Source organism: Gottfriedia sp. NPDC057991 (assembly GCF_042886615.1).
Taxonomy (GTDB): domain Bacteria; phylum Bacillota; class Bacilli; order Bacillales; family Bacillaceae_G; genus Gottfriedia.
Genome location: NZ_JBHVQN010000001.1, coordinates 327,984 through 352,065, shown reverse-complemented (window position 1 = coordinate 352,065; position 24,082 = coordinate 327,984). Strand labels below are relative to the sequence as shown.

At 33.3% G+C, this 24,082-nt stretch carries 18 protein-coding genes; 5 read left to right on the top strand and 13 right to left on the bottom strand.

Features of this window, described 5'->3' with window-relative positions; all coding sequences use genetic code 11:
- Nucleotides 1–174: 174 nt before the first annotated feature.
- The 3 genes from ACFVR2_RS01650 to ACFVR2_RS01640 all read right to left on the bottom strand — a co-directional run bounded on the left by ACFVR2_RS01650 (nt 175) and on the right by ACFVR2_RS01640 (nt 4,141).
- On the bottom strand, nt 175–1,179 hold the full coding sequence (locus ACFVR2_RS01650; RefSeq protein ID WP_387358300.1) for a fibronectin type III domain-containing protein: 1,005 nt from the start codon (nt 1,177–1,179) through the stop codon (nt 175–177).
- 210 nt (nt 1,180–1,389) lie between these two features.
- A complete protein-coding gene (locus tag ACFVR2_RS01645) occupies nt 1,390–3,057 on the bottom strand; it encodes a DNRLRE domain-containing protein (RefSeq protein ID WP_387358298.1) in 1,668 nt (555 codons plus the stop codon).
- A gap of 277 nt (nt 3,058–3,334) precedes the next feature.
- Nucleotides 3,335–4,141, bottom strand: a complete 807-nt coding sequence (locus ACFVR2_RS01640) for a protein phosphatase 2C domain-containing protein (RefSeq protein ID WP_387358296.1) — start codon at nt 4,139–4,141, stop codon at nt 3,335–3,337.
- A 270-nt stretch (nt 4,142–4,411) separates the two neighbouring features.
- On the opposite strand from ACFVR2_RS01640, the gene ACFVR2_RS01635 reads away from it, so the two are divergent.
- The 3 genes from ACFVR2_RS01635 to ACFVR2_RS01625 all read left to right on the top strand — a co-directional run bounded on the left by ACFVR2_RS01635 (nt 4,412) and on the right by ACFVR2_RS01625 (nt 7,155).
- A complete protein-coding gene (locus ACFVR2_RS01635) occupies nt 4,412–5,524 on the top strand; it encodes a zinc dependent phospholipase C family protein (protein ID WP_387358294.1) in 1,113 nt (370 codons plus the stop codon).
- A 130-nt stretch (nt 5,525–5,654) separates the two neighbouring features.
- Nucleotides 5,655–6,284, top strand: a complete 630-nt coding sequence (locus ACFVR2_RS01630; RefSeq protein ID WP_387358292.1) for a hypothetical protein — start codon at nt 5,655–5,657, stop codon at nt 6,282–6,284.
- Between the two features lie 328 nt (nt 6,285–6,612).
- Entirely contained in the window at nt 6,613–7,155 is a 543-nt protein-coding gene (locus ACFVR2_RS01625) for a DUF1003 domain-containing protein (protein WP_387358290.1), read from the top strand.
- A 552-nt stretch (nt 7,156–7,707) separates the two neighbouring features.
- On the opposite strand, the gene ACFVR2_RS01620 is transcribed toward ACFVR2_RS01625, so the two are convergent.
- Genes ACFVR2_RS01620 through ACFVR2_RS01605 form a run of 4 tightly spaced genes read right to left on the bottom strand, consistent with a single transcriptional unit; the run spans nt 7,708 to nt 12,370 of the window.
- The gene (locus ACFVR2_RS01620; RefSeq protein ID WP_387358288.1) at nt 7,708–9,288 is read right to left on the bottom strand and encodes a hydantoinase/oxoprolinase N-terminal domain-containing protein; all 1,581 of its coding nucleotides are present in this window, start codon (nt 9,286–9,288) and stop codon (nt 7,708–7,710) included.
- Nucleotides 9,288–10,382: an S-methyl thiohydantoin desulfurase family protein gene (locus ACFVR2_RS01615; RefSeq protein WP_387358286.1), complete on the bottom strand. Its 1,095-nt coding sequence runs from the start codon at nt 10,380–10,382 to the stop codon at nt 9,288–9,290. Before ACFVR2_RS01615 ends, ACFVR2_RS01620 begins: the two co-directional genes overlap by 1 nt.
- A 29-nt stretch (nt 10,383–10,411) precedes the next feature.
- Complete coding sequence (locus ACFVR2_RS01610; protein ID WP_387358284.1) at nt 10,412–11,731, bottom strand: purine-cytosine permease family protein; 1,320 nt, start codon at nt 11,729–11,731, stop codon at nt 10,412–10,414.
- A gap of 45 nt (nt 11,732–11,776) precedes the next feature.
- Nucleotides 11,777–12,370 carry a TetR/AcrR family transcriptional regulator gene (locus ACFVR2_RS01605; protein ID WP_387358282.1) on the bottom strand — a complete coding sequence of 198 codons (594 nt, stop codon included), beginning with the start codon at nt 12,368–12,370 and terminating at the stop codon, nt 11,777–11,779.
- Between the two features lie 706 nt (nt 12,371–13,076).
- On the opposite strand from ACFVR2_RS01605, the gene ACFVR2_RS01600 reads away from it, so the two are divergent.
- The gene (locus ACFVR2_RS01600) at nt 13,077–13,256 is read left to right on the top strand and encodes a hypothetical protein (RefSeq protein ID WP_387358280.1); all 180 of its coding nucleotides are present in this window, start codon (nt 13,077–13,079) and stop codon (nt 13,254–13,256) included.
- Between the two features lie 213 nt (nt 13,257–13,469).
- Nucleotides 13,470–13,997, top strand: coding sequence for a hypothetical protein (locus ACFVR2_RS01595; protein WP_387358278.1), 528 nt, complete (start codon nt 13,470–13,472; stop codon nt 13,995–13,997).
- 207 nt (nt 13,998–14,204) lie between these two features.
- Here the strand turns inward: ACFVR2_RS01595 and ACFVR2_RS01590 are convergent, their stop codons facing one another.
- The 6 genes from ACFVR2_RS01590 to ACFVR2_RS01565 all read right to left on the bottom strand — a co-directional run bounded on the left by ACFVR2_RS01590 (nt 14,205) and on the right by ACFVR2_RS01565 (nt 23,938).
- Complete coding sequence (locus tag ACFVR2_RS01590; protein ID WP_387358276.1) at nt 14,205–17,966, bottom strand: S8 family serine peptidase; 3,762 nt, start codon at nt 17,964–17,966, stop codon at nt 14,205–14,207.
- A gap of 482 nt (nt 17,967–18,448) precedes the next feature.
- Nucleotides 18,449–18,973, bottom strand: a complete 525-nt coding sequence (locus ACFVR2_RS01585) for a hypothetical protein (protein ID WP_387358274.1) — start codon at nt 18,971–18,973, stop codon at nt 18,449–18,451.
- A gap of 274 nt (nt 18,974–19,247) precedes the next feature.
- Nucleotides 19,248–19,991, bottom strand: coding sequence for an AlbA family DNA-binding domain-containing protein (locus ACFVR2_RS01580; protein ID WP_387358272.1), 744 nt, complete (start codon nt 19,989–19,991; stop codon nt 19,248–19,250).
- Nucleotides 19,992–20,280: 289 nt separating this feature from the next.
- Nucleotides 20,281–21,237, bottom strand: coding sequence for a nucleotidyltransferase family protein (locus ACFVR2_RS01575; protein ID WP_387358270.1), 957 nt, complete (start codon nt 21,235–21,237; stop codon nt 20,281–20,283).
- Nucleotides 21,238–22,995: 1,758 nt separating this feature from the next.
- Nucleotides 22,996–23,427 carry an AbrB/MazE/SpoVT family DNA-binding domain-containing protein gene (locus tag ACFVR2_RS01570; protein ID WP_387358268.1) on the bottom strand — a complete coding sequence of 144 codons (432 nt, stop codon included), beginning with the start codon at nt 23,425–23,427 and terminating at the stop codon, nt 22,996–22,998.
- A 310-nt stretch (nt 23,428–23,737) separates the two neighbouring features.
- On the bottom strand, nt 23,738–23,938 hold the full coding sequence (locus tag ACFVR2_RS01565; protein ID WP_335413167.1) for an alpha/beta-type small acid-soluble spore protein: 201 nt from the start codon (nt 23,936–23,938) through the stop codon (nt 23,738–23,740).
- Between the last annotated feature and the right edge of the window lie 144 nt (nt 23,939–24,082).

Genomic DNA, 24,082 nt, shown 5'->3' with positions numbered 1-24,082 from the left:
CCAAACACTTTTTAATAGTGTATTTGTATTTCCTGCAATATCACTAGCTGTGAAACGAATTTCATACTCACCTGTCGATAAACTAGAAGTATCCCATTCTCCCAGAACTGCATTTGTTACAGATTTCTCGGACTGAAGAATGGTTTCCCAAATTGTACTATCGATACTTTTATTTCAATATTCTATTTTATATTCAGTTAATTCTTCATCTTCAATAGTACCCTCTAAGATTTTAGTACCCGATATATATTCCTGATTAGGTAAATTTTTTATTTCAATATCCGGAATACTTTGATCGAAAATGATACTATCAAGATATAAAATCGAGTAATTACCACTTATATCTTTAAAACGAGCATAAACGTAATTTTTCCCCTCATGTTCGGGTAACTTCCATTCAAATGTCGCTGTTGATTGTGGTATAGATTTTTCATCAGAAAACTGTAATTGTTCTGGTGTTGCATTTTCTGGACCATTTGCAAATTGAACGAATTTATAACCATCTGCATTATCGAATACCTTCGAAACTTGAAGGCTGACATTCTTATCCTTAGTATATAAAGCATTATCATTGATAGTTATAATCCCTGTTGGTGACACTAAATCCTTTACTTCAATCGTTCTTTTGACTAAATTTCCAGGAGGATTTATTGCTATAAGTGTTCCAGTTCCCTTACCCACTACAGCCTTTATTCCATATGCCCCCTGTAAAGATTCTTCATTTTGAGGGCGCTTCCAAGATACATAAAATCTTTTTACATCATTTGGTTTTACTACTTCACCAGTATTTAAATACACTGCAAAAGCAGTAGGCGATCCTCCATTTGGTGGGGTACTTGTAACTGAAAGACTAATATTCAAATCATTGGTCCACGAAGCAGTACCGGTATTTCGAACGTCAAACCATAATTTTTCCCCAGCTTTATTATCAACATCTGATGTTTCAGGAATAGAATAACTTTCTATTTGTGCATCAAATTCTTTTCTTGCAACTTTAGATGTATTAACTGAGTTACTACTAATATTTCCAGCTTTATCAATCGCTTGAACCCATGCGTAGTATGTTTTACGCGGGGTTAAAGTCCCAGTATGTTTATAATATAAACTAGTAGTTTCAATACCATTTGCAACATTTGCAACACCTGGTTGATCACCAATAAATACCCTATATTTAGTCACCCCTGAACCATCGATATCTGTTGAGGGCTGCCAACCTACTGTGTAAGACTCAATTCTATCATTAGTGATTGTAACTCCACCCGAAACAGTTGGTTTAGTTTGATCAGGGATTGAAGGGGTTGCAGCATTGGCTGATTGATTGGAAGTTCCATAGCTATTATAAGCCTTTAATCTGAACCAGTAGTTAGTACTGCTTTGATAGCTCCCGCCTCATCTTTTATATAAATCATTTGGATTTTCTGGGAGTTCTCGACCATCTCCATTTTTCCTTAGACCGTATTGTCCAGCATCAATTTGAGCTTTTGTTGGCCATATTTTTTTACCTTTCGTAGTCCAGCTTGTAACATTACCAACATCAAACTCTTCATAAGACCTTCCATTAAAAATTAACACTTTGTAACCAGTAGCACCTGCTATACTTGGCCACGAAAGGTTCACATACCCTGTACCATTTTTATTCGAATAAGGTGTTGCAGTAGGTGCCGCTGGTTTTGGAGAATAGGTGATTTCTAGTTTCGGAGAATAAGCACCGCTACTATAATCACTTGAATAGAACTTTCGATAACTACCTGTGGTATTTTCATTATTTGCGACCATTACAATTCCATGATAATTAGCAGGATTGTCGTACCAATAATTTGCTAGATTTCCAACTGCCCAAGAATACCAGCCATTTGCAGCTCCTTTTGCAAATGTTTTATATGCATAACTCCCACCATATTGAGGCTGATTATTCCATTTGATCGTAGAGCTGGTCCAAGCTGAATAAGCTCGGTGTATATAAATGTTTGTATCAACACTAGCTGGCTCATAGTACTTATATAATTTAATATTTGCACCTGTTAAAATCCCACCATTTAAAGAAGGTAAACTAGTTCCAAATTTAATATAAGTTCGGTGGCTATTTACATCTGGTGCATATCCGGTTCTTAATTCAGAAGCACTCCCATAATTGACATTATTATAGGCTTCTCCTACATACGCATCAGAAGTATTGCTAGTTGCTCCACCCACAGTAAGTGTTGGATCAAGTATTACAGGATATTTTGTTTTTTTCGATTTTAAAAACTCTTTATCCAGCTTTAGCTCAATTACAACATTTTCTTTATCTTTTAAAATTTGATAATTTACATTGTAGGACTCTCTATCTTCAGCATCGATGAGATATGGCGGTATAAAACTCCAAACCACTTGATTTGTTTTTGAATCAAAAAATTCAATATCCTTTTCTATTTGTCTAACTTCTAGGTTTGTTTTTAAATTGTATTTTATAGAATCAAAGGTTGGTTCTTCATGAAAAATAACATCTTCTTTTATTCCCTCAGAACGTAAATAATACTTTACGTCTGTATTTACTAAAATATCATTATATGTAACTCTATCTTTTTTCGATTTAGCTACAGATGTGCTACTCGCATTATCTATAGAGTAAGATAACCAGTTTTTCCCTTGTTTCATTTTAAAAATCTCTTTGTTACCATTACTACCAAAATAGGCTTTATACTTATTGGCCTTATTTTGATATTTAAACTTACCCTTTTCTAAACCATCATTTATTTTTTCAGTTAAATTATTGTCAATTTTCTTCCATTGCTTTTTACCATCTTCTTGATAATAAATTGGAGACGGATATACTTCTATCGTTTCCGATAAATCACTATTTCTCCATGTTTTAGTATTCCTTGTACGTTTATCTGATAATTCACGTACTTTTTTAATTTTTACCTTTTCTTTAGTATTTTTTTCTACTTTTTTTACTACATTTTTTTCTTCACCCATAGCATGCATGATAAACTGCTTTGGGACTAACGGTACAATTAAGCAGAATACCGTCAATATTACGAGAAGCTTTTGAACAAACTTTGAGCTTTTTGACATAATTTACCTCCTTTTATTAAAAAAAAATACAAAAACTTAATTGTTTTATAATATTATTTTAATTTTTTTACAATAATTTTAACAGAGGTAAAAGGTAAATTATTTTGTCTTTTTAGTAAACAAACTTTAAAATAAACTATTAAAATAAAAAAAGACTACTCGAATAATAGAGTAGTCCTTGTAAAATTTAGTAAATTTTTGAGATCTCTATTATAAATAAGAGTCACTTCAAAATACTAAAATGAAAGCCTCAGTAAACAAAGAATTCGAATGAAAATTAAAACTTTATAAGTATCCCAGTCTTATCGTCAGAATGAATCTTACTTTTCAACTCTTCCATTTCTAATCGGATTGAATATTCTTCCAAACCAATCTCTTTAATTACTTTAAAAGAATGGATCAAATCAAACTTCGGATGAAATAAACCATCACTGATTAGTAAAATTGACTTTAAATTTTTAGTATCTATAGATCCCAATTGAATGTAGTTTCCGACTACTTCGGTTCCATTTGCAACTGAATAACCATCAACTGTATTAGCCATGCTTCGATTATAAATAAGTTGATTTTTAATAGACTGGTAGTAAGATTCATCCGGTAAAATCAGCCCTTGCTTCCGCTCTTTTTCCCGTCGCATTTTTGCCCTTATACTAATATCTTTTACTGTATCTTTAGTCAGGATTTTAATTTCTCCATTATGGTACTCTGCTAAAATCATACAATCCCCAAGTTGAGCAAATGATACCTTTTGCTTATCAATTTTTATAACGGCAACGCATGTTGACCACAGTTCTTCTGGACGGTTTATGTCTATGTTATTTAACTTCATTTCTTCCATCAGTCTTCTATTTGCTAGAATAATTCCTTCTGAAAGAGTCATATCAGCTCTAAAATGATTTTTAAAATACTTACTAAATAAATTTGAAGCAATATAGGCACCATTCATTCCATCAGCATTCTTAAATGGAGTAATTGGTGTTGCTCCATCAAAAACCCCATATACATTTATTTCGTTATTTACTACCATTGCATCCTCAGATACTTTTTTTGATAGGGATACTCTAGCACTAGTACTAAGCTCCATATTTTTATCACCCCCGAAAAGATTCACGAATGAATTTACAGGTCTTTAAATTAATATGGAACACAAAAAGGATTATGTACTTTTTCTATTTAATTCCTAATAATTTGACTCTGTTAAAAAAACTGTATAGAACTAAGTCTTCCATAATTAGTAAATAGTTTCCGAAATTTAACAAATTTTCACACAACAGAAACATCTCGTTAACAAAAACTGATTATACTTAAACATTGTTGCTTGTAAGACAATAAAATACAAAAAAGAAGGTGTATCATGAAAAAACGTATTCAATCAAAAAAGCTATTAACATTAGTTGCTGGAAGTGTACTTGCAATCACTTCATTAATCAGCATTGATCAGAAAGCATTCGCATGGTCTGACGAGGATGTTCACAATCAAGATCATAGTACACATCATTTTATCGTAAATGGCAGTGTCAAACTTATAGCCGATAATACGAATCCTGCAATAAACAAGCCTACAACATTGCTAAATCAGTTTCGCGATCGTTGGGAACAGGGCTTATACGATGCGGATCATATTAATCCTTTTTATGATACGGGCACATTTATGTCTCACTTTTATGATCCAGACACACAAACAAATTATACGGGGGCTTCTTATCCAACAGCTCGTCAATCAGGCGCGAAGTATTTTAATCTAGCATCGGATTACTATAAAAAAGGCGATTTTAACAATGCATTCTACTACTTAGGAGTATCTTTGCACTATTTTACAGATGTAACACAGCCTCTACATGCTTCAAATATTTCAAATCTAGATCATAACGCACCGGGCTATCATTCGAAGTTTGAAACTTATGCCGAAAGTATTCAAAATGAAATGACAGTTCCAAATTCAGGTTTATATAATTGGATTTCTTCGACTGATCCTGAAGCATGGATTCATCAAGCTGCGGTACAAGCAAAATCCGTTTTACCTCAAGTTTGGAATGATACGATCATTAATTACTTCTGGCAAGCAGCATACAGTAATTATTATTCTGCCATGTGGAAGAACGAGGTAAAAAATCCGACTCTTGTTCAGTTAAATCAAGCAGAACGAGAGACTGCTGGATTCATAGATCTGTTTTTTCGCGTAAACGGTGTAGAAATGCCTGTGACGGTATATAAGGAAAATGCTTTTGGCGGTGCATCAGAAAAACTAGGATCAGGTAATTATGATTACGATCAGCTTGTAAAAGGTATTGGTAATGATACCATTTCTTCTATAAAAATTGCACCAGGCTATCAAGTCACTTTATATTCAGATGCAAATTATAAAGGAGCATCGATTGTTCTTACAGATGATGTGAATGATTTAGGCAACTTTAATCATCAAGTATCAAGCTTAAAAATCGTGAAGATTTCAGCACTTTCTAAGTAATCCGAGAGAATGGAAATTACTCTAATCAATTTAAATAAATTGATCTGTTTACTTGGCTTACATAAAAGACCTAAAAATGGATAAGGATGATATAATTTAGGTACATCTAGAAGTTAATCACGGAGGCTTTATGAAAAAAATTTTATTTATTATCTCATTGTTTATCGGTGCTTTTTGTTTAGGTCTATATGATGCACCATCTTATGTATTTGGAATCTTTTATGTTGCAGTTCTTTTCTTATTTTTTTGGACAATGTTTTATCCATTTTATTTTTCAAAAAACTTAACGCGTATCGAACGCTTTCTAAGTAAGCAATCAAAAAAATCAATCCTTTATTTTCTTTATTCAATTACAAACCATATGCATGATGAAATCGAACAGTCGTATCAATCTGTTATGAAGAAACGAATTAACCCCTCAAAAAAAGCAGTTTATCAGGTTGTATACGGCTTTTCAAATAAAGATTTGTCATTTATTAAGGAACGAATTGATTTCATTAAAGTACCTGAATGGAATTCATATTACAAAACACTTCTATTCATTGAAGAAAATGAATTAGAAAAAGCAAAAGCAACAAAGGACTCAATGCGTTCAAAGAAATTTAAAAACGTACTTGAGTTCGAACTATTACTTAAGGAAAACAAACTTGATGAAGCGAAAACATTATTATCTCGTTTGATTTCAAATTCAAGAGGCTATCATTATTACATATTATCTAAGCGATATGAAGAAACATTTAATACAAAAGAGAAAAGATAATCTTGCTAAACGGACGGTATTTCCGTCCCTTCAATTAAACAAATTTCCTTGTCGCAGACGCGGCTTTTTTTATGGAATAAGAAATTATTTAAAAATAGTATAGTCCTATCGGATCAGTCATCATATAATAGTAAAGGTATTATTTACACGAAAAAAGTGAGGTGGAACATTTTTATGGGTAGTCCCAGTATAGGTGAGTCGGATAATTTACCGACGACATCAGAGGAAGTCATACAATTGAATATCCGAGGAGGATTACATCATAAAAATGTAATCCAACTTTTATAAGCTTTTGAAGGCTTCCTCTAGAAAAGAGGAGGTTGGAAACATGGTACACAACATTTGGAAGCAAATTAACTTTAAAAAACAAGTTGAGAAACCAAAAAAAATTCAAGGGTTTGATATTGATTTAAACCAAGAAAACTTATCACGTATCGACCGATTAGTGGATCGTTATGAGTCAGAAATCCTGCAACATTTAGATAGTGATTACACCCAACGAACAAAATTGGCTGATAGAATTGCAGATAAAATCGCAGAATTTGGTGGTAGTTGGAAATTTATTATTTGGTTTAGTGGTACACTTGCTGTCTGGATGATTTGGAATAGCTTATCTTTCACGAAAGCTTTTCATTTTGACTCTACACCTTTTATCTTGTTGAACTTATGTCTATCTTTTATTGCGGCATTTCAAGCACCAGTCATTATGATGAGTCAAAATCGTCAAGCAGTCCGAGATAAACATGAATCCGTTATCGATTTTGCAATCAATTATAAAGCAGAACAAGATATTGGTGACATGCAAAGTCGACTAAATAATATAGAAAATCAATTAGCAGAGATTAGAGATTTACTAAAACAAAAAAATTAAAGATATTGATATAAAAGAATAATTATAGTGTGAATCCCCTTATAGAAGACAGTCAAAAGAAAAGATTGTTCTGTCCTATGGTGGGGATTTTTTGGGGTTTCAGGTATATCTTGGATGTAATTCTCGAGCAAAATTTTCAATTGTTTTAAAGATAATTGGCCGTTCTGGACAATTCTAGAAAGAATTAGAGCAATTTTGCAGTTTACCATTAGAAATTAACTAGTAATGCCTAATTTTATTAGAATAATACCCTAACTGGTATGAGTATTATTTTAACTTATTTGCTGTTTTAGTAATTTTAATTGCAGTTATGTTGATTTTATTTGCATTTTTAATAATTTTAATTGCAGTTTTGCTATTTTTATTTGCAGTTCACCTTTTATTTGGGCCTTTACATCATTTATTTGCACGGATGTGCCTCTTATTTGCAGAACCATAATACTTATTTGCAGTACAAACCCTAGCGCTATACGTACTTTTCACTATTGTTTTTCATCCAATATTGTCAACCCGCAAAAAAAAGCACCTCCAAAAAGGAAAGTGCCTCATTCTTTATACTACTTCATTAATCTCAACCTGTGCCAAATCCCCAGCTGCCTTCACACGAACACGAGTCGCATTACCTGGCAAATAAGCCAATGGCACATCCTCAATATCAACAATGACAAGATTATTAGGATCAGCCCCTGCCTTAATTGCTTCTTGTTTAGCCTCATCCTTTGCCATTTCCAGTGCTTGATCACGAGTTAATTCTACTAATTTATAAATACGTTCTACTTGACCACTTACTTGTGAAATTGCTGCGCCAATTGCGTTGGCTACACCTGAATGTTGCGGTCGAATGACTTCTGAAGCTCCATTTAAATTTTCAGGAAGAAGGATGCTACCACCCCCAACTAAAATAACTGGTACATCTTCTGCACTTGTTTTCATCTTGTCGATTGCTTCTTCAACTAACTCGACCATTTTCATATAAATTTTATTTAATAGCTCCTTATCTAGATGGGCTACTTTTGATGCATCTCCTAGCTCGACTTTTCCAAGGGCAACTGCTACGTCTGTTGTAGTTAATGTATCTCCACCAAAAATTAAGCTTTTTTCTGGAAGGCGATACCCGACACTATCAGGTCCAACTGTGAATTCTCCATTATCCTTGATGCGAATTATCGTTCCTCCGCCAAGTCCGATTGAAATTAGGTCAGGCATACGGAAGTTTGTTCGCGCTCCGCCTATTTCTACTGCAAGGGAAGATTCACGTGGGAAAGATTGAATTAATACGCCAACATCCGATGTTGTACCTCCTACGTCTACAACGATCGCATCTGAACTTTTAGTCAGATAAGATGCTCCACGTAGTGAGTTCGTCGGACCACAAGCGATTGTAAAAATAGGATATTTCACGGCATATTCTACAGACATTAACGTACCATCATTTTGTCCGAAAAATACCTTTGCTTCAATTCCTTCGTTTTTTAGTGCATTAATGAATCCATCTGCCGCTGTTTTTGCAACATTTACAACTGCAGCATTGATAATCGTAGCATTCTCTCTTTCTAGTAATCCTACTGAACCGATTTCCGATGATAATGAAATCGCAACATCATCACCAAGAACTTCCTTAATAATTTCACTTGCTCTTTCTTCATGCTCCTTTGAAACGGGTGAAAATACTGAAGTAATCGCTACCGAATCAACTTTCCCTTCGATTTCATTTGCAATTTGATACAGATGTGCTTCATCTAAAGAAACAATCTCTCTACCGTCGAATTCATGACCACCGCGCACTAAATAGACATATTTTCCAAGTGCTTCACGAAGATCATCAGGGACACCGACTAGAGGTTTTACCGCTAAAGTTGCCGGAGCTCCAATTCGAATCGCAGCGATTTTATTTAATCTCTTTCTTTCAACGATTGCATTTGTACAATGTGTAGTTCCTAGCATCGCGTATTTTATTTGTTCTCTTGGTACATTCGCATCGCCGATAATCTTCTTCAAGGCTGTATAAATTCCTGTGGCAACATCTTCTGTTGTAGGTGATTTCGTTTCAGACACTACTTGGTTATTCTCATCTAAAAGCACTGCATCAGTATGCGTTCCACCAACGTCAATGCCAATTCTATATGTACTCATTATATTGTCACTCCTTTTTTAACAAGTTCTTCTACTGGAATATAGTCAACATCGTAGCCAAAGTATTTTGGTCCTACTGTTTCAATTCCTTTTTCTGTTCTCCATTTTGGATGACAAGGAATTCCGACTACTACGCATCTCGCGCCATATCGTATACCTTCTGTTGTAATTGGAAGGCCTGTTTCTGCATCAAGAACAGCAATTAAGTCAGGTGTGACACAAAGTAAACGCTGATCTGTTTGTGCTAGTAAGTGCTCATTTTGGAAACGAACTTCTAATGTTTCCCCTTTATATTCATTAATGCCCTCAAATGTTGCGATCCCTTTTGCAAATCCGCTTTCAGTTTTTCTGTTGATATCTGTTACTTTTCCGCGGAATAGTTCAAAGCCTTTAACACACTTTAATGCTTCCTTAACTGGATCTGCATTGTTTTCTTTTGCAAGTCTGATTGCTTTTCCTAACTCTTCTTCGAGTTGAAGAATGTTACGGATTCCACTGTCTTTTAAATTTTTTCCTGTCATCGGGTAAATGGCAGTCATGACAGAACCACCCATTTCGATTGTTGCTGCTCGAGCTATCCGTTCAGTCCAAAGATTGTTGATTGTTGATAGTACAGAATTATTCCCTTTCTCATCGGCAAGAACCATTGGTGTTGCTGAAATACCATCTAAGTAAAATGTAACCATTTGTAATTCTGGAAATGCCCTTCCCATACCGTCTACATCAACGACAGGTAATCCTAGCTTCGCCGCAAGAGCAAGAGGAATCATCGAATTCAGACCACCAGCCTCGATTGGCATTGTTGCATAAATTTTCTTTCCTAAATAAGCTTCAAGGTTTTGAAATGCACTAAACATCTCTTCACCACTCGGAACTTTTTCAAGCAATACAGTTGGAGCACCCATCATCGCTGATGGAACAATTAATGCATCATCCGGCACTTCATCTACATCTAATAAAGTGATTTCGCCATATTCTTCAACCGCTTGTAAAGCCATTAACTTACCTATGTATGGGTCTCCCCCTCCGCCCGTACCTAGTAAAGCAGCACCTACAGCAATATCTTCAATTTCCTGTTTCCCTATTTTTCTCATTTTTAGAATACCTCCAATATTCAGAAATCTTATGCGGTAATTTTTTCATCCACTATTCGTTTATTTTTAATTGCTTTTAAAATTAAAACACCGAAGTAATAAACAATTCCACTTAATACAAGTGAGTTAATTGATGGAATACCAAATTTTATAAAATAACCAGCTGCAAATCCTGCTGCCCATGCGATTAATGTCACAGGGTTAATTTTTTCTGGTTCAGCTGGTAAAATTCCTTTTTCCTTACTTTCATCTAACGCTTTTCGATAAGTTTTTAACACAAAGTAATCAATGACCATAATTCCCGCAATTGGTGGAATCATAACACCAAGGAAAACTAGAAAATCTACAAAACGGTCAAGAATACCAAGAATCGATAACAAAGATCCGATTAATCCAATTACAAGTGTTACAATTCCACGATTCACTTTAACTTTAAAAATCGTATCGATTATATTCGTAAATCCTAGAGAAGAAGAATATAAGTTCAAGTTATTGATTTTTACAGTAGAGAAAACAACAACTGCTGCGCCAATCCAACCAGAGGTTTGTAGCATAATACTCACAACATCATTCGTTTTTGCCGCATGTGACATCAGTACAGCGATCATACTAACACCTAATTCACCCACTAAAGTACCAATTGTAGTCATCCAAAAAACATCTTTACCACTTCTGGCAAAGCGACTAAAGTCTGGTGTAATGACAGCACCGATCATAAATCCTCCGGCGACCATTGTTGCACCAACGCCAACTGAAAGTGACTGACCTGGAGGAGGCGTTCCTATTAAACTAATAATCGAATGATCACTAAGAACTTTATAGACTCCAAACCCTACTACAATCAGAAAAGCAGGAACTGCAATTTTCGCTGTTAAGCTTAATAGTTTAAATCCAAAAATAACTAAAACAGTTACACCTATTCCAGTAATCGCAGCAGCAACGGGAAGGATCAATTTACCATTAGTTGCCTCGACTAATCCATTTGCAAAAACAGAGTTCTGTACGCCAAACCAACCAATACAACAAATGGAAACAACAAAGCCGATAATACTGGAGCCATATCTACCAAATCCAGACCAACGGGACAATAGACTAGTAGAAAGACCTTCGCGTGCCCCTGCATAACCTAATAGAAAACTAACAATTTGCAAAAGAACACTTCCGAACATCGTCGCCCAAAACGCCTGCCAAAAAGTCATACCATAACCTAATGAAGCACCCAACATAAACTGAGATAATGTTGCCAAAGCACCAACCCGCACAAGCATAATATCCCACATCGGTAATCGAGCCGATTGCGGAACCCTTGATAGTGAGTAATCATCTCCAATATTTGACTTATTTCCCATTAATCTGACCTCCCCATTATTTTTCACCAGTTAGTAACCCTTTATTTATTGTGAAATTCCATTCCAAAACTGATTAAATGTTATATCCAATCTTGTATAAATTTCTTCTTCACTATGTCGATGCATTTGCCAAAACAGCCCGTCCATTATACATTGGAACGACAAAGCTAATGCATGACAATCGGAATCCTTAATTTCTCCTTTCTCGATCCCAAGTCTAAAAATTTCAGAAAGAATTTTATACTCATCTATCTCCATTGAACCAAATCGTTTCATAATATCTTCCTTTATAAACTCTGGTGGAGATGTCATCAGACGAACTAAAATTTTAGCTTTTAGATCCTCTTGATACTGAAAATCGATCGCTGATTTTAAAATAGAGTAGAGTTGAACTTTAGTAGATTGATTGCTTTTAAAGTGAGACTCAACGATTGATAAATGCCCATCCAATGTTTCTTTATATACGGCTAGAAAAATATCATCCTTTCCCTCAAAAAAAGCATAAACAGAAGGTGCCTTAATCCCAACTTCATTCGCTATTTCTCTAAGTGTCATTCCAGAATATCCTTTTTTTGCAAATAACTTTGTTGCTGCTTCTTTAATACTTTCTTTTGTTGATTTTGTCGTTTTAGTTGTCATCGTTATACAGATCCCCCTAATAAAACCTACCTAACAAATGTTAGGTAAAGAGTTAAAAAAATAAGATTACTAAATACCTTACTTTTCACTCAATCATTTATATTTTCTATTGTTTATTTCTTACAATACCTAACTAATGTACGTTAGGTAACAAGCTAAAAAAATAAGTTAGCAACACCTACCTAACACAGGTTAGGTAAAAGGGTAAAAAAATATGATTGCTCTTTTTTTAGCAAAGTGCCTTTCTTGTAAAGTCTACCTAACACACATTAGGTAAGCAGTAAAAAAAATATGATTGCTCTTTTTTAGCATAGTGCCTTTTTTGTAAAGTCTACCTAACACACGTTAGGTAAGGGGTAAAAAAATATATTACTTAAACTTAATCTTTTGGCACTTTCTTCGATTCCCCCCATTCACTAAAAAATATATTGTAGCTATATTACCACCACAATACACAGAATACAATGATTTTTCAGAAAATATTTTTAAATAATTTATGAAAATTCTCAGGACATCATTAATAGTTTGTTTCTAATAATATGATTCCTTTTTTTAAGGCACTAATTTGTCTACTTACGAATTAATTGATCTACAATTTTTTGTAAATTTTGTGTAATCATACTTCTTTCACAATGAAATTTGATTTATTTTTCCATATTAGTGATATACTTAAATTATTAAATCCCTATTATAGGAGGAATGAAAAATGAACGAACAAGAATTAAAAGCATATCGTACAAATGTCATTTCATCACTAGAGGAAGAAATCGCTTATTATCAAAATTTAATTAAACTAACAAGACACAGCAGACTGAAAGAAAGCCATACATATAATCTTAAATTCATGCAAGAATTATTAGATGCTGAAAAAGCTGATCAAAAATAATTATGAGGCACCTTCTATTTGGAAGGTGCCTTTTTTGATGCGAGGACTAGTTATTTCAAATCTATTTCTATTGTTAATCTTCTCTAATAAATAATGCACAGTAAACATCCTCTTGCTATACTGGGAAATAAATTAAGTATTTCGGACTATGGTTCTGTCCACCTATTTATTTAATTGCAATAAATAAAAAACTACATAGAGGTCTATTTTATTATGAAAAAATCACTAATCGCAACACTCACATTCGGTATTTTATTCACTGGAACGATCACTGCTAATGCAGAATACAAGGATATCACCGTACAAAAAACTACAACCATTTGTAAGAATGTAAAAACTACAAAAATAATTAAAACCACTAAAAAAATTAAAGTTAAAAAGGGTAAAAAATATATTTGGCGCACAGTCCCTACAACTAAGAAAGTAACATCTACAAAGAAAATTTGTCAGAATGTTAAATATAACGAAAATGTTTCAATTACTGTACAGTCAGATTTAGAGCCAAAGTTCTTACCGATTTTTAAAGATAGAAATGTTTCAATCGATTATGTAGAAAATGGAGATGGTAAAATCGAAAGAATCATTTTCACTTCTGATCCAGGCACTTATACAAATGAGGATAATAATAAAATCATTCAACTTGTTAAAACAGAATTTAATCTAAGTGATGACAAAATCACGTGCGGATCATATCAATTCACTAATCAAGATAAAAATTGGTTAGATTTAAACAGAAATTAATATGGTCAATGAAATATAAAAAATAAAATTAATGAATTTTTATTATTTCTCTTGATTAACAAAATAAGGAATGATAGATAAAGCTTCTTTTATTAGCTCATCTATCTTTCTTTTTTTATTACAAGATTTTACGGCTTCTTCCACCAACACTATTAACTAATTGTAAAGAGGCACCTCCCAAAAGGAAGGTGCCCTCTCTTACTTTATTTACTTCAATCCAAAAGCTTTAATAATGTCTTGATTTATACTATTACCTGCATCATCCCAAGCACTTGCTCTTAATGATACAGAAGTTGCCTTCTTACGATTTTCAATTCTAGCTTTCCAGCCATCTTTTTCACGATTTAAATCGACTAGTTCCCAAGACTTGCCTTCATCATATGAAACTTCTAATGTTGCACCTTTCATTTTACCGTTTCCTGGTGCACCAGCTACTTGGATAGCTTTCATTTCTAAGTCGATCCAACGGCCTGATTTTGCATTACCATTCATGTCAGTTTCTACATTGTAATCAAGCGAGATTAATGGAAGTTCTGTTTTATATTCTTCTTGTTCTTTAGACCAGAATGTCCATTCTGTATGTGTTTTTACAGAGTTATCAAAGCGTGCTGGATCGCGCCAAGCATCACTAACTACTTTATATTGAGTATTCGCAGTTGGGTATTCGTTAAATGAGTAGATTGCTTGTCCTTTTGCTTCTTTTACTAGTTTTGATCCTTGGTATAGTTTTAATGTTTGTGAACCTGGATAATTAGATTCTGAACCTGTGCTTCCTACTCCAGAATCAGCCCATGCAGGGATGTTGATGACTAAGTTGTTTCCTGTACGATAAGGTTTCCAGAAACCATCACCTAAACGAGGACGAGCAACTGGTGAGAACCATTCTTCATCAAGTGTTTGTCCTGGCTTGTATGTTGCTAATGGTTGGCGTACTTCCCAAGCTGCATCTAACACACTTGCTTGATGATACCAAGAAGTGCCTTTTTGTGCAGAAACCCATTCAGTTCGAACTGATGGTAGATTTAATTTCATTTGGTAACCTACTCCATTTGGTCGGTAAGATGGAATATCCCAACGGAATTCGCCACCTGCTGTAGCTTGATCTGATTTGTACTCAGCATTAATTTTTACAAGTTCGTTCGCTTTAGGTGAATAAGTTACGTCATTTGGAATTGCATTATCATGGTTGTCAACAAGATCATAAACATATTTCGTATTAGGAGTACCTACTACGTCAAGTTTTACTTTTTTGTCTTTAGCTTGCTCAATCAGTTTTTTACCTTCTGTTTGACTGATTGCTACAACAGCGATCGGAGAATCTGAAAGTGAATAATCGTCATTCTCAACTCCAACATATTCACTAATCTCTTCTGGTCCATCATTTACAGTAATAACTAGTTTTGCACCTGCTGCATATGCTGCTGCAGAGCGCTCCATACCAGTTACTTCATCACTTCGATCAACGATAACAGCCTTACCTTTAACATTTAATCCCTTATAATCGGCTTGCGCCCCTTTACCTACATAAACAGCGTCTAAGTTGTATTTTCCATCTAGTAATGTACTTCCAGCTTGTGGAATATCATCTAATTCATTGCCTTTGAAATTGATTGTCATGTATGGTTCAATCAATCTCCAGCGCGTGTTAAATGTAAATTTTCCATTTTTAACTTTCTTAGTTGGCTCAGCATACATCTTATCAACTGTAACCGGCATCACATAGATGTCACTAACATTGCTGCCATCAATTTCACGGTAATATTCCATTTTTCTAAAACTTGCTTCTGTTTTATTTGGTACGTTTGCTGTAATTTCATTCGCTTTACGTGCATCCAATGTAACAGTTTGAGGTCCATCTAAATTAATTTCAGGATTTCCTACAAGTGCAACGCCAGCGTGGTCAGTGTCAGTATCAACATCCATCATTGACATTGCAGAATAAGTTCCTGGTTTTAGACGTAATTCTGTTGTACCGCTAACTGCAATAAAATCTGGAACACCATCTGGGCCAAGTAGATTAATATACGCCAAGGCAGGGTTACCGTCGCGTCCAATTGCTTTTAACGTTAATGGATATCTTTCCTCTTCTTTAATCATTGCCAATGCAGTATGCACAACTGTTTTACCATCAACATTTGCAGAAATCTGACCTTGATAACGTTGTCCATTAGCACCTACGTTCGGATCAAGTGTAACAGTAACTTTTGCACTACCTTTTGCTGGTACAGTTACTTTGTTCGTTGAAAGTTTAAATAAACCAGCAGGTGCATCTGCATTGCTATTATCAGTAATTTTCGCTGATAGATCTAACGTCACAGCCTTATCACTGTCGTTATTGTACGTAATTGTTTTCTCTTTCAATCCATCATTTTCATGTGGCCAAGCATAGAAACCAAAATCAAGTGAACCTGTCGCACGCAAATCACCAAGAGTCGCTGCTGCTACATCAAGACGTCCAGTTCCACCTTCTAACGGCTTAATATCATCTAATTTTTTAGTTGTACTCATTAATGCATCTTTCAGCTGTGCGCCTGTCCAATCAGGATGGCGTTGGGAAAGAATTGCAGCCGCTCCTGCCACATGTGGCGTAGCCATCGACGTACCACTCATCGAAAGATAAGATCCGCTTCCTTGAGTTGAATATTGAGATCGTGCTGCAGTAATATTTACACCTGGTGCTGTTAGATCAGGCTTTAATCCTTCACTACCAAAACGAGGACCTTTTGATGAGAAATAAGCAAGATTATCTGATTTATCAACTGCCCCAACTGTAAGTGCCGCATCTGCGGCTCCAGGAGAACCAATTCCTTCACGACCAGTATTACCTGCTGCAATAACAAAAAGAGAACCTGTCTCAGCACTTAAATTATTAACCGCTTGTGCCATCGGATCCGTTCCATCACTTGACTCATCGCTTCCTAAACTCATGCTTACAATCTTGGCATTATGTGCAGCCCACTCCATACCATCAATAATCCATGAATCAAGTCCAAAGCCTTCATTGCTTAACACTTTTCCTACAATTAGGCTTGCTCCTGGTGCTACACCTTTATATTTTCCACCTGATGCTGCCCCCGTACCTAGTACAGTAGATGCAACATGAGTACCATGTGCATGGAAATCACGTACATCTTGGTCTGGAACAAAGCTTTTTGTTTCTTTTATTTGACCAGCTACATCTGGATGCTGTGCATCGATCCCTGTGTCAAGAACTGCAACCTTTACGCCGCTTCCGTTGTAACCAGCATTCCAAGCAGTCGGTGCCCCAATTTGTGGAACACTTTGCTCAAGCGTTGCCTTAACACGACCATCTAACCAAATTTTTTCAATTCCAGGTGTAACTAATGACTTTGTCGATTTTGTAGAATCCGCAGATTTTATATTTTTCTTAACATCTTGCCAAAAATCTTTCGAATCCTTCTTCTCTGCAGAAAGCGCTGCCCCATTTATACTTTCAAGTTCATGTGTTTTCTTTGAAGCTTTTAACGTAGGCTTCACGCTTGAGCGAGTTTTTGACTCTGAATATTGTACGATAACAGGTAATGTCTTTTGAGAAGCATCATCATATCCATCCGCTATTAGTTTAGTAATATTGAATAAATCTCGATCTAATGCACCCGAAGCTAAGTAAGGCATCGCTTGTTTTGGAATAACATATGTATCCTTATTGACTGTCATGATATGTGATCCACCTTCAGCTTTGTCCGCTGGCTCAACACTGATCACACTTTGTCCATCTGCAAACTCTGTTACAGTAACTACATCACCTGTAATAAGAGTAATCACATGCTTCCCTGTACTTGCTTTTGCGTTAATTCCTTGAAGATTCGTTTCTACAGCACTACTATTTGATAAATTTGAAACATTATTGCTTGTCCCAGCAGCTAACGCTTGAAAAGTTGGAACAGCAATAAGAGCTGTCGTCATCATCGCAGTAACATACTTATTTAACCTAGGCTTTCCTGTCATCTTACACTCTCCTATTCTGATAAAATAAAAAAAGCGACTTCTCATATGAATCTATTAAAATCGATTTTAATCGTTCATATCCAAACCACTTCTTAAAAAGCACTCTACAATATCAAAATATAAAGAATATTCAATTATTGGTCAATTGGGTTATTCTGACCCTGATTTATCAGCTTTTCTTAAAATAAACTAATTTTTCTAATCATTTTCATATGAAATTAACCCACTTATTTTCACAAAATAAATGACTAGTTATTTACTTTTAAAATTTTTATCTAGTTAAATAAACCTATTAAAAATTCGTATAATAATATCAAAAGGGAAAATATATACCTATTACTATTTTGCTAAAAAATAGGGTTATTTTCTAAATATAAAAGAACTTAACAATTTGTAATGTTAAGTTCCCTTCCCTTTTTTCTATGTTTCTAATTTTATTGAGTATATGAAAAACCAAGGTTATTCTTAGTTTTTCTAACAGATTACTCACTTTTAAAACTAAATCCTGTAGTTATCAAACAAGAAAGAAATGCAACGATTGAAACCATTAATCCAAACATCAATCCTATTGATCTCATAAACAGATCTTCACCTGGATAAGAAGACTCAAGATTTAATAACCAATATAGAAACAAAATTGATAATAAAATATAAAAACTACTTCCTAAAATACTCATTTTAATTCGGTTTGCGTTCGTACCTTGCCATGCCTTATTCACAATTATCCATAAAAAGAAACTTCCAAAGATGGCCAAAATCATTACCAATAAATGGAGAAATGGAATTAGTAGATACGTTAGTAGATAAATTATCAGACAAGTAGAAAAAAACAACGTTGCATTCACAATAAACAAGAAAATTCCTGACATCAAATGATTTTGAAACCAACTAGTATTTTTCAATTTAAAAATAAGTTTGTTATTTTCACTAAGCATGAATGCGACTTTATCTCTTTTAAAAAGAATTATAGAAACTACAATAAAAACGAACAATAAAAATAAAGTCAATGATACGATACCTCCAAATTTAAGTCTTATTTACTAATCATAAAATGAAATATATTCCAGTAGAGTCAGAAACTATGAAATTTATATGAAAAATAAATCTTTCACAAAATAATAACATTCATAAATCTTACTCAATGCTGATTATATAGAAAATACTTATAACAAGTAATTTATAAGTAATATGAAATAAAAAATGGAATGCAAGATAAACCGATACTCCTGGTTTTATCTACATTCCTAAAATTTCTGCATTTTATTCTATCCTTACTACCAATCACTCAATATTACTAACCTCCAAAACAATCTCAATCTTCCGCTTCTTCTTCTCAATCATTTTGGTAATAAATTCACTAAAATCATCTTTATTGCTCTTTTGGTTTTTATTTGTATCACCACTAATTGCCGCTATTCGATAAAGGATCTTTAATTGTTCCATATGCTCATTTAGACTCATATTTGATAAGTCCTCATATTGTTCAATGAGCCTTTTTCTAAAAATAATTTCTAAGTCATCGTTTGTGGCGGTTTCGTTTGAAGTATTTTTTCGAATATAAATTTTATCTGTAAATAATTTATCGGAGCCTCTTTTAGCAATAAACGGGATAAATCGATTTTGCTCGGGGATATAAATGATGAAGAAAGTTTTACCACTAAAATATCCGTACATTTCATTCTCGTCATAATCAATTTGTTGAAGATGATAAATTAGAATAGAAGGTAAATAGCCATTTAATTTTCTTTGAAAATCGGTTGGATCCTTTAGCTCTTCTTTGAGGATTCCGACTGGGTGATTATCATCATTTACACCAAAAATAATTGATCCTCCACCAGAATTCGCCATTGCAATTATTAATTTTGCAATTTGATCCTCTCTCACGAATGTTTCCTTAAAATCCAATGCATTATTCTCTCCAAAAGATTGTTCAATCAGATTTTTAAGAGAAGCAATATCAAAATTCTTGTCTGCATAATTAAATGTATTTAGAAATTCTTGCTTATAAATCGGCCTTTTAACCATGATTCCACCTAGTTTCATATTTTTTAAAATCTAAACTAGATCTGTTATTACATTTAATGTTAGGAAAAAAGAAATGGCACCTAAAAAATCGTAGAAATTTTTCTGGTAAAAAATAGTAAGAAAACTCTTCGATTGGCGAACCTTTTGGCGAAGACATAGGCGTAGTTGAACTTATACTTAATTCCTAGAATTGGCAACCACGTCGATTCTTCTTCTCCGCTGCCAATTTATACTTTCTTAATGTGCAAAAAAACCAAAGCATAAAGCCTTGGCCACTAAAAACAATTATCTAAAAATCGCTAGGAAATATTCTTTGTTTAAAGTGATATTCAACCGAGCGATTATTAAACAGATTACTATAATTTACTTTAATCTTTTTAACTTCTAATTGCTTAATTTTCTCTTCTAATGACTTCCTATCCTCATCAGTTAATTTTCCATCCTCTGACAAACTAGAAATTTCAGCTAATAATTCCTGAATCCTTTCATCACGAAATTCTTTTTCTTCGTTTTGTTGATAAATTGTCATCTTAGTATGAAGGATTGAATTGACCAATTCGTCGGCTCCACCTGAAAGCCTATTTAAGATTAAAAGCTGTTCATTTAATATCTCATTATCTAAATCATAAGGATACCTTAGTTGATGATCTATTTCGCTCCAGCCTTCTTCAAATATCGTTCTTACTTGAATTTCAGCTAAATAATTTACTTTTGTCATTTGTGACTTAATCACATAATGCCATGATCGATATCCGGCATCGTGAACTAAAAACTGGAACTTTTCTTCTTCGATATGTTGTTCACTCGTCATATCACCTAAGCGATGGTAAATAGTCGCTTTTTCATGTAAATTCCAATTTTGTCTAATTGTTTTATCTATATCTGCAGCCTGGTATTTATATAAATGTAATGCTCTTATACCAATTAAATCTGTAATTTCAGATTTATAATTCGAAACATTGATTTCATATTCTAAGTCTGATTTTTTGCCTTTTATCGTCTTTCGAATAATTTTTTCAATTAAATGGTCAGGATATTTTATTCGCGATTTCACAGTATGAATTTCAGGATTTTTACGGAGTATTTCCGAAATAAAAGTAGCTACCGTTTCAAGATTCGGTATTTCTGATATGTATTCATTATAAATTTCAATATATTTTGACCAGTCTAAACAGTACTTTTCAAAATCCTGTTCATCGATTTTATATTTTTCAAAGAAGTACTTTTGATTCTCTATTAGGCCCATACGTTTTCTCCTTCTAACATTTCCATAACCATATCCTACCATATTTGTGGAAGAAACATACTTTTTCAGTACATTTACTTTGTAAGGCTATATTTACTTCTCAGATGGTAGGAATATCTTTTTCTGTAATTTTCTTATTCTTTTTTGCGTATAGTGATTTGACCTGATTTAAGGGAACAATAGGCTGATTTTAAAGCTTGTCTACTACTCTCTTATTTAGGTTCTCGCTAATACCTACTTACCAACTGGAATTTCTTTTGCAAAAGCACTTGGAGTACTTACACCAGCCGACAATAATAGTCCAGCAGTTAACATGACTTTTCTTACCTTTTTCATAATTCATTCCTCATATGGTATAATATGGGAATTAAAATATCATTGTAATATCCCTTGTAACATTAATCAAACCAATCTAAATATTAATAAAAGGGGTAACTTTATGAAAACATTCAGCTATTTAAGTTTTTTACTTCTTTATGTGTTAGGATTATTTTTATTGCTAGACTTCATTTTTAAGTTTCAAAACGCAACCTTTGACAATACTTATTACAGTGTTTTATTCCCCTTTTTAGGACTATTTCTAATTGGTATTTATGCATCTTTACCAAAATTCGTAACCAAGATTACAAAGTCGAGTTCATCTTATATTTCTAATGAAAAATTGAAATGGTTTGTCTTACTAATTTCCCTGATTATTCTTTCGTTAATTATTTTAATAAAGTTTAACGCTTATCAAAATGTATTAGGCACTATATTAACTATTATAGGTTATATACTCTCATTAATTACAGGATATAAATTAGTAAGGTTCATAAATAAAAGTATAGAATAAAAGAAGAAGAGGCCACTAGTGGGCCTCTTTAAATTGAATTGATAGTAAAGTTTACAGATGATTATAAGACTGTATTTGTAAATTTAGAATCCTTTATTTTGTTTTCGCTAGTATGTAATACTTTATCTGATAAATTACCTTCACTACTTATATACTTAACGTCCTTGACAATTGATAATTCTTTCCTAGATAAAACAGTCATGCTCGGCTCAGAATACATGGAGTATTCTTAATTTTTTAAGTAATAGTAACATTAATATAATTGATGATTAGCTTGAAGTCTCCTGCTTTAACAAACATCTCCCTCACCATGTTGTTCATGTTTGATAACACCTGTATTTTCTCCAGTTCAATTCGTTTGGGAATCGCTTTCGCAACGATTTGGTCATCATGATCTAAACTCTTATTCCTTCTTTTTGCATTATTTACACATATATTAAAGATTTTGATCTGCTAAATCGCAGCTTTTTTTTTGAAAATAAATCAATTTTTAAAACATCCTAACCTGAATTATATAATTCACGGCCACTTAATACGAACAAACGACCTGATTGTACGTTCGCAAAAAATCCATAATTTTTCTAAAAAAACTACTTACATTAGAATGAATGTTCGTGTATAATGAAAATATCCAAACAAAACAGAACATACAGTCTCAAAAAATCAAGACAGTTAAAGTTTAAGAAAACTTAAAAATTAGAACAAAAAAGGAGATGTAAAAAATGGAAATTATCATTTTATGTAGTGTCTTATTATCTTGGTGTATTTTAGAAGGTTTTAACAAATTTGTAGTAAATCGCTGAGAACATGAAAAGCGATTCTTTATATTACTCTAGAAAGGATAAACTCTTATTCCTTACAACTAAATTCAAATAAAAAAGTGCTCTTCTATCTTAAAAAGATAAAAGAGCACTTTTAGAGATATTTTATTTAGCTATGTATTCCTGCAATTCTTTAATAAGTATTTCTGCGCCGTCTTTACTTACTACAATCTTTCCACTATCAAACGAGAAATTTTTTTCATCAATAACTCCTGTTACCATACAAGCATTACTCGAAACAAATTGTTTAAGGATAATCCTTTGCTCCTCAATAAATACTTCAAATGGTTCATATTTATTTAGATTTAACATTTTTCTTAATTCCTTTGGTAAAACAATTCTACCTAAGTCATCTAGTTTTCTTACAATTCCACTTAGACCGGAATTTTCATCATATTTTGTAAGAATAATCATACCTTCTTCAAAATGAATTTCAAATGGAGCATTGTTCTCTAAATTCATTGTATTTCTTAATTCCTTCGGTAGAACAATTCTTCCAAGATCGTCTAGTTTTCTAATAATTCCAGTTGATTTCATACTTGCAACTCCCCATTTATTTCTATCTCTTTATATACTCAATATAATTCTCTCTATTTTTACATTGAGTTTAGTATAATAATACCAAATTATTTTAATTTTCTCTCTACTTATATCGACCCATTTTTACTAATATTAATACAAATTAAAATAATTTCCTTGATATTTTATTGTTAACTTCCTTCTATTTAATCTTTTGGTTTTTGTTTTGGTAAAATTATGTAAAATTTCTTAAAAGATTCAAAAAGAGATGAGCTAATCATTTGGTAACGGATTACCATTAATTAACTCATCTCTCAAATTAAATCTTTTATCTTGAATAGCCACCGAGACTTTGTTCAGCCATTTGAACTAAACGTTTTGTAATCTCTCCACCTACTGAACCATTTGCACGAGACGTTGAATCTGGACCTAAATGTACTCCAAATTCTGTTGCAATTTCATACTTCATCTGATCGATTGCAGATTCAGCATTTTGTGAAACATATTGATTTGAAGATCTGTTTGCCATGATATGTAGCCCCTTTAATAAAATTTTCTGATATAAACTATCAGATTGCTGTTAGTATTTCATATTGAATTTAAAATATTCATCATATAAATATTTCTGCAACTTTTTGAATGTTTCATCCGAAATCTTATAGCAAATTAAGTT

Bases quoted from the DNA above. Each gene is read 5' to 3' on its own strand.
- ACFVR2_RS01645 (WP_387358298.1), bottom strand. From the start codon at position 3,057: ATGTCAAAAAGCTCAAAGTTTGTTCAAAAGCTTCTCGTAATATTGACG.
- ACFVR2_RS01620 (WP_387358288.1), bottom strand. From the start codon at position 9,288: ATGAGTACATATAGAATTGGCATTGACGTTGGTGGAACGCATACTGAT.
- ACFVR2_RS01635 (WP_387358294.1), top strand. From the start codon at position 4,412: ATGAAAAAACGTATTCAATCAAAAAAGCTATTAACATTAGTTGCTGGA.
- ACFVR2_RS01625 (WP_387358290.1), top strand. From the start codon at position 6,613: ATGGTACACAACATTTGGAAGCAAATTAACTTTAAAAAACAAGTTGAG.
- ACFVR2_RS01600 (WP_387358280.1), top strand. From the start codon at position 13,077: ATGAACGAACAAGAATTAAAAGCATATCGTACAAATGTCATTTCATCA.
- ACFVR2_RS01590 (WP_387358276.1), bottom strand. From the start codon at position 17,966: ATGACAGGAAAGCCTAGGTTAAATAAGTATGTTACTGCGATGATGACG.
- ACFVR2_RS01605 (WP_387358282.1), bottom strand. From the start codon at position 12,370: ATGACAACTAAAACGACAAAATCAACAAAAGAAAGTATTAAAGAAGCA.
- ACFVR2_RS01565 (WP_335413167.1), bottom strand. From the start codon at position 23,938: ATGGCAAACAGATCTTCAAATCAATATGTTTCACAAAATGCTGAATCT.
- ACFVR2_RS01595 (WP_387358278.1), top strand. From the start codon at position 13,470: ATGAAAAAATCACTAATCGCAACACTCACATTCGGTATTTTATTCACT.
- ACFVR2_RS01630 (WP_387358292.1), top strand. From the start codon at position 5,655: ATGAAAAAAATTTTATTTATTATCTCATTGTTTATCGGTGCTTTTTGT.
- ACFVR2_RS01610 (WP_387358284.1), bottom strand. From the start codon at position 11,731: ATGGGAAATAAGTCAAATATTGGAGATGATTACTCACTATCAAGGGTT.
- ACFVR2_RS01580 (WP_387358272.1), bottom strand. From the start codon at position 19,991: ATGGTTAAAAGGCCGATTTATAAGCAAGAATTTCTAAATACATTTAAT.
- ACFVR2_RS01575 (WP_387358270.1), bottom strand. From the start codon at position 21,237: ATGGGCCTAATAGAGAATCAAAAGTACTTCTTTGAAAAATATAAAATC.
- ACFVR2_RS01570 (WP_387358268.1), bottom strand. From the start codon at position 23,427: ATGAAATCAACTGGAATTATTAGAAAACTAGACGATCTTGGAAGAATT.
- ACFVR2_RS01615 (WP_387358286.1), bottom strand. From the start codon at position 10,382: ATGAGAAAAATAGGGAAACAGGAAATTGAAGATATTGCTGTAGGTGCT.
- ACFVR2_RS01640 (WP_387358296.1), bottom strand. From the start codon at position 4,141: ATGGAGCTTAGTACTAGTGCTAGAGTATCCCTATCAAAAAAAGTATCT.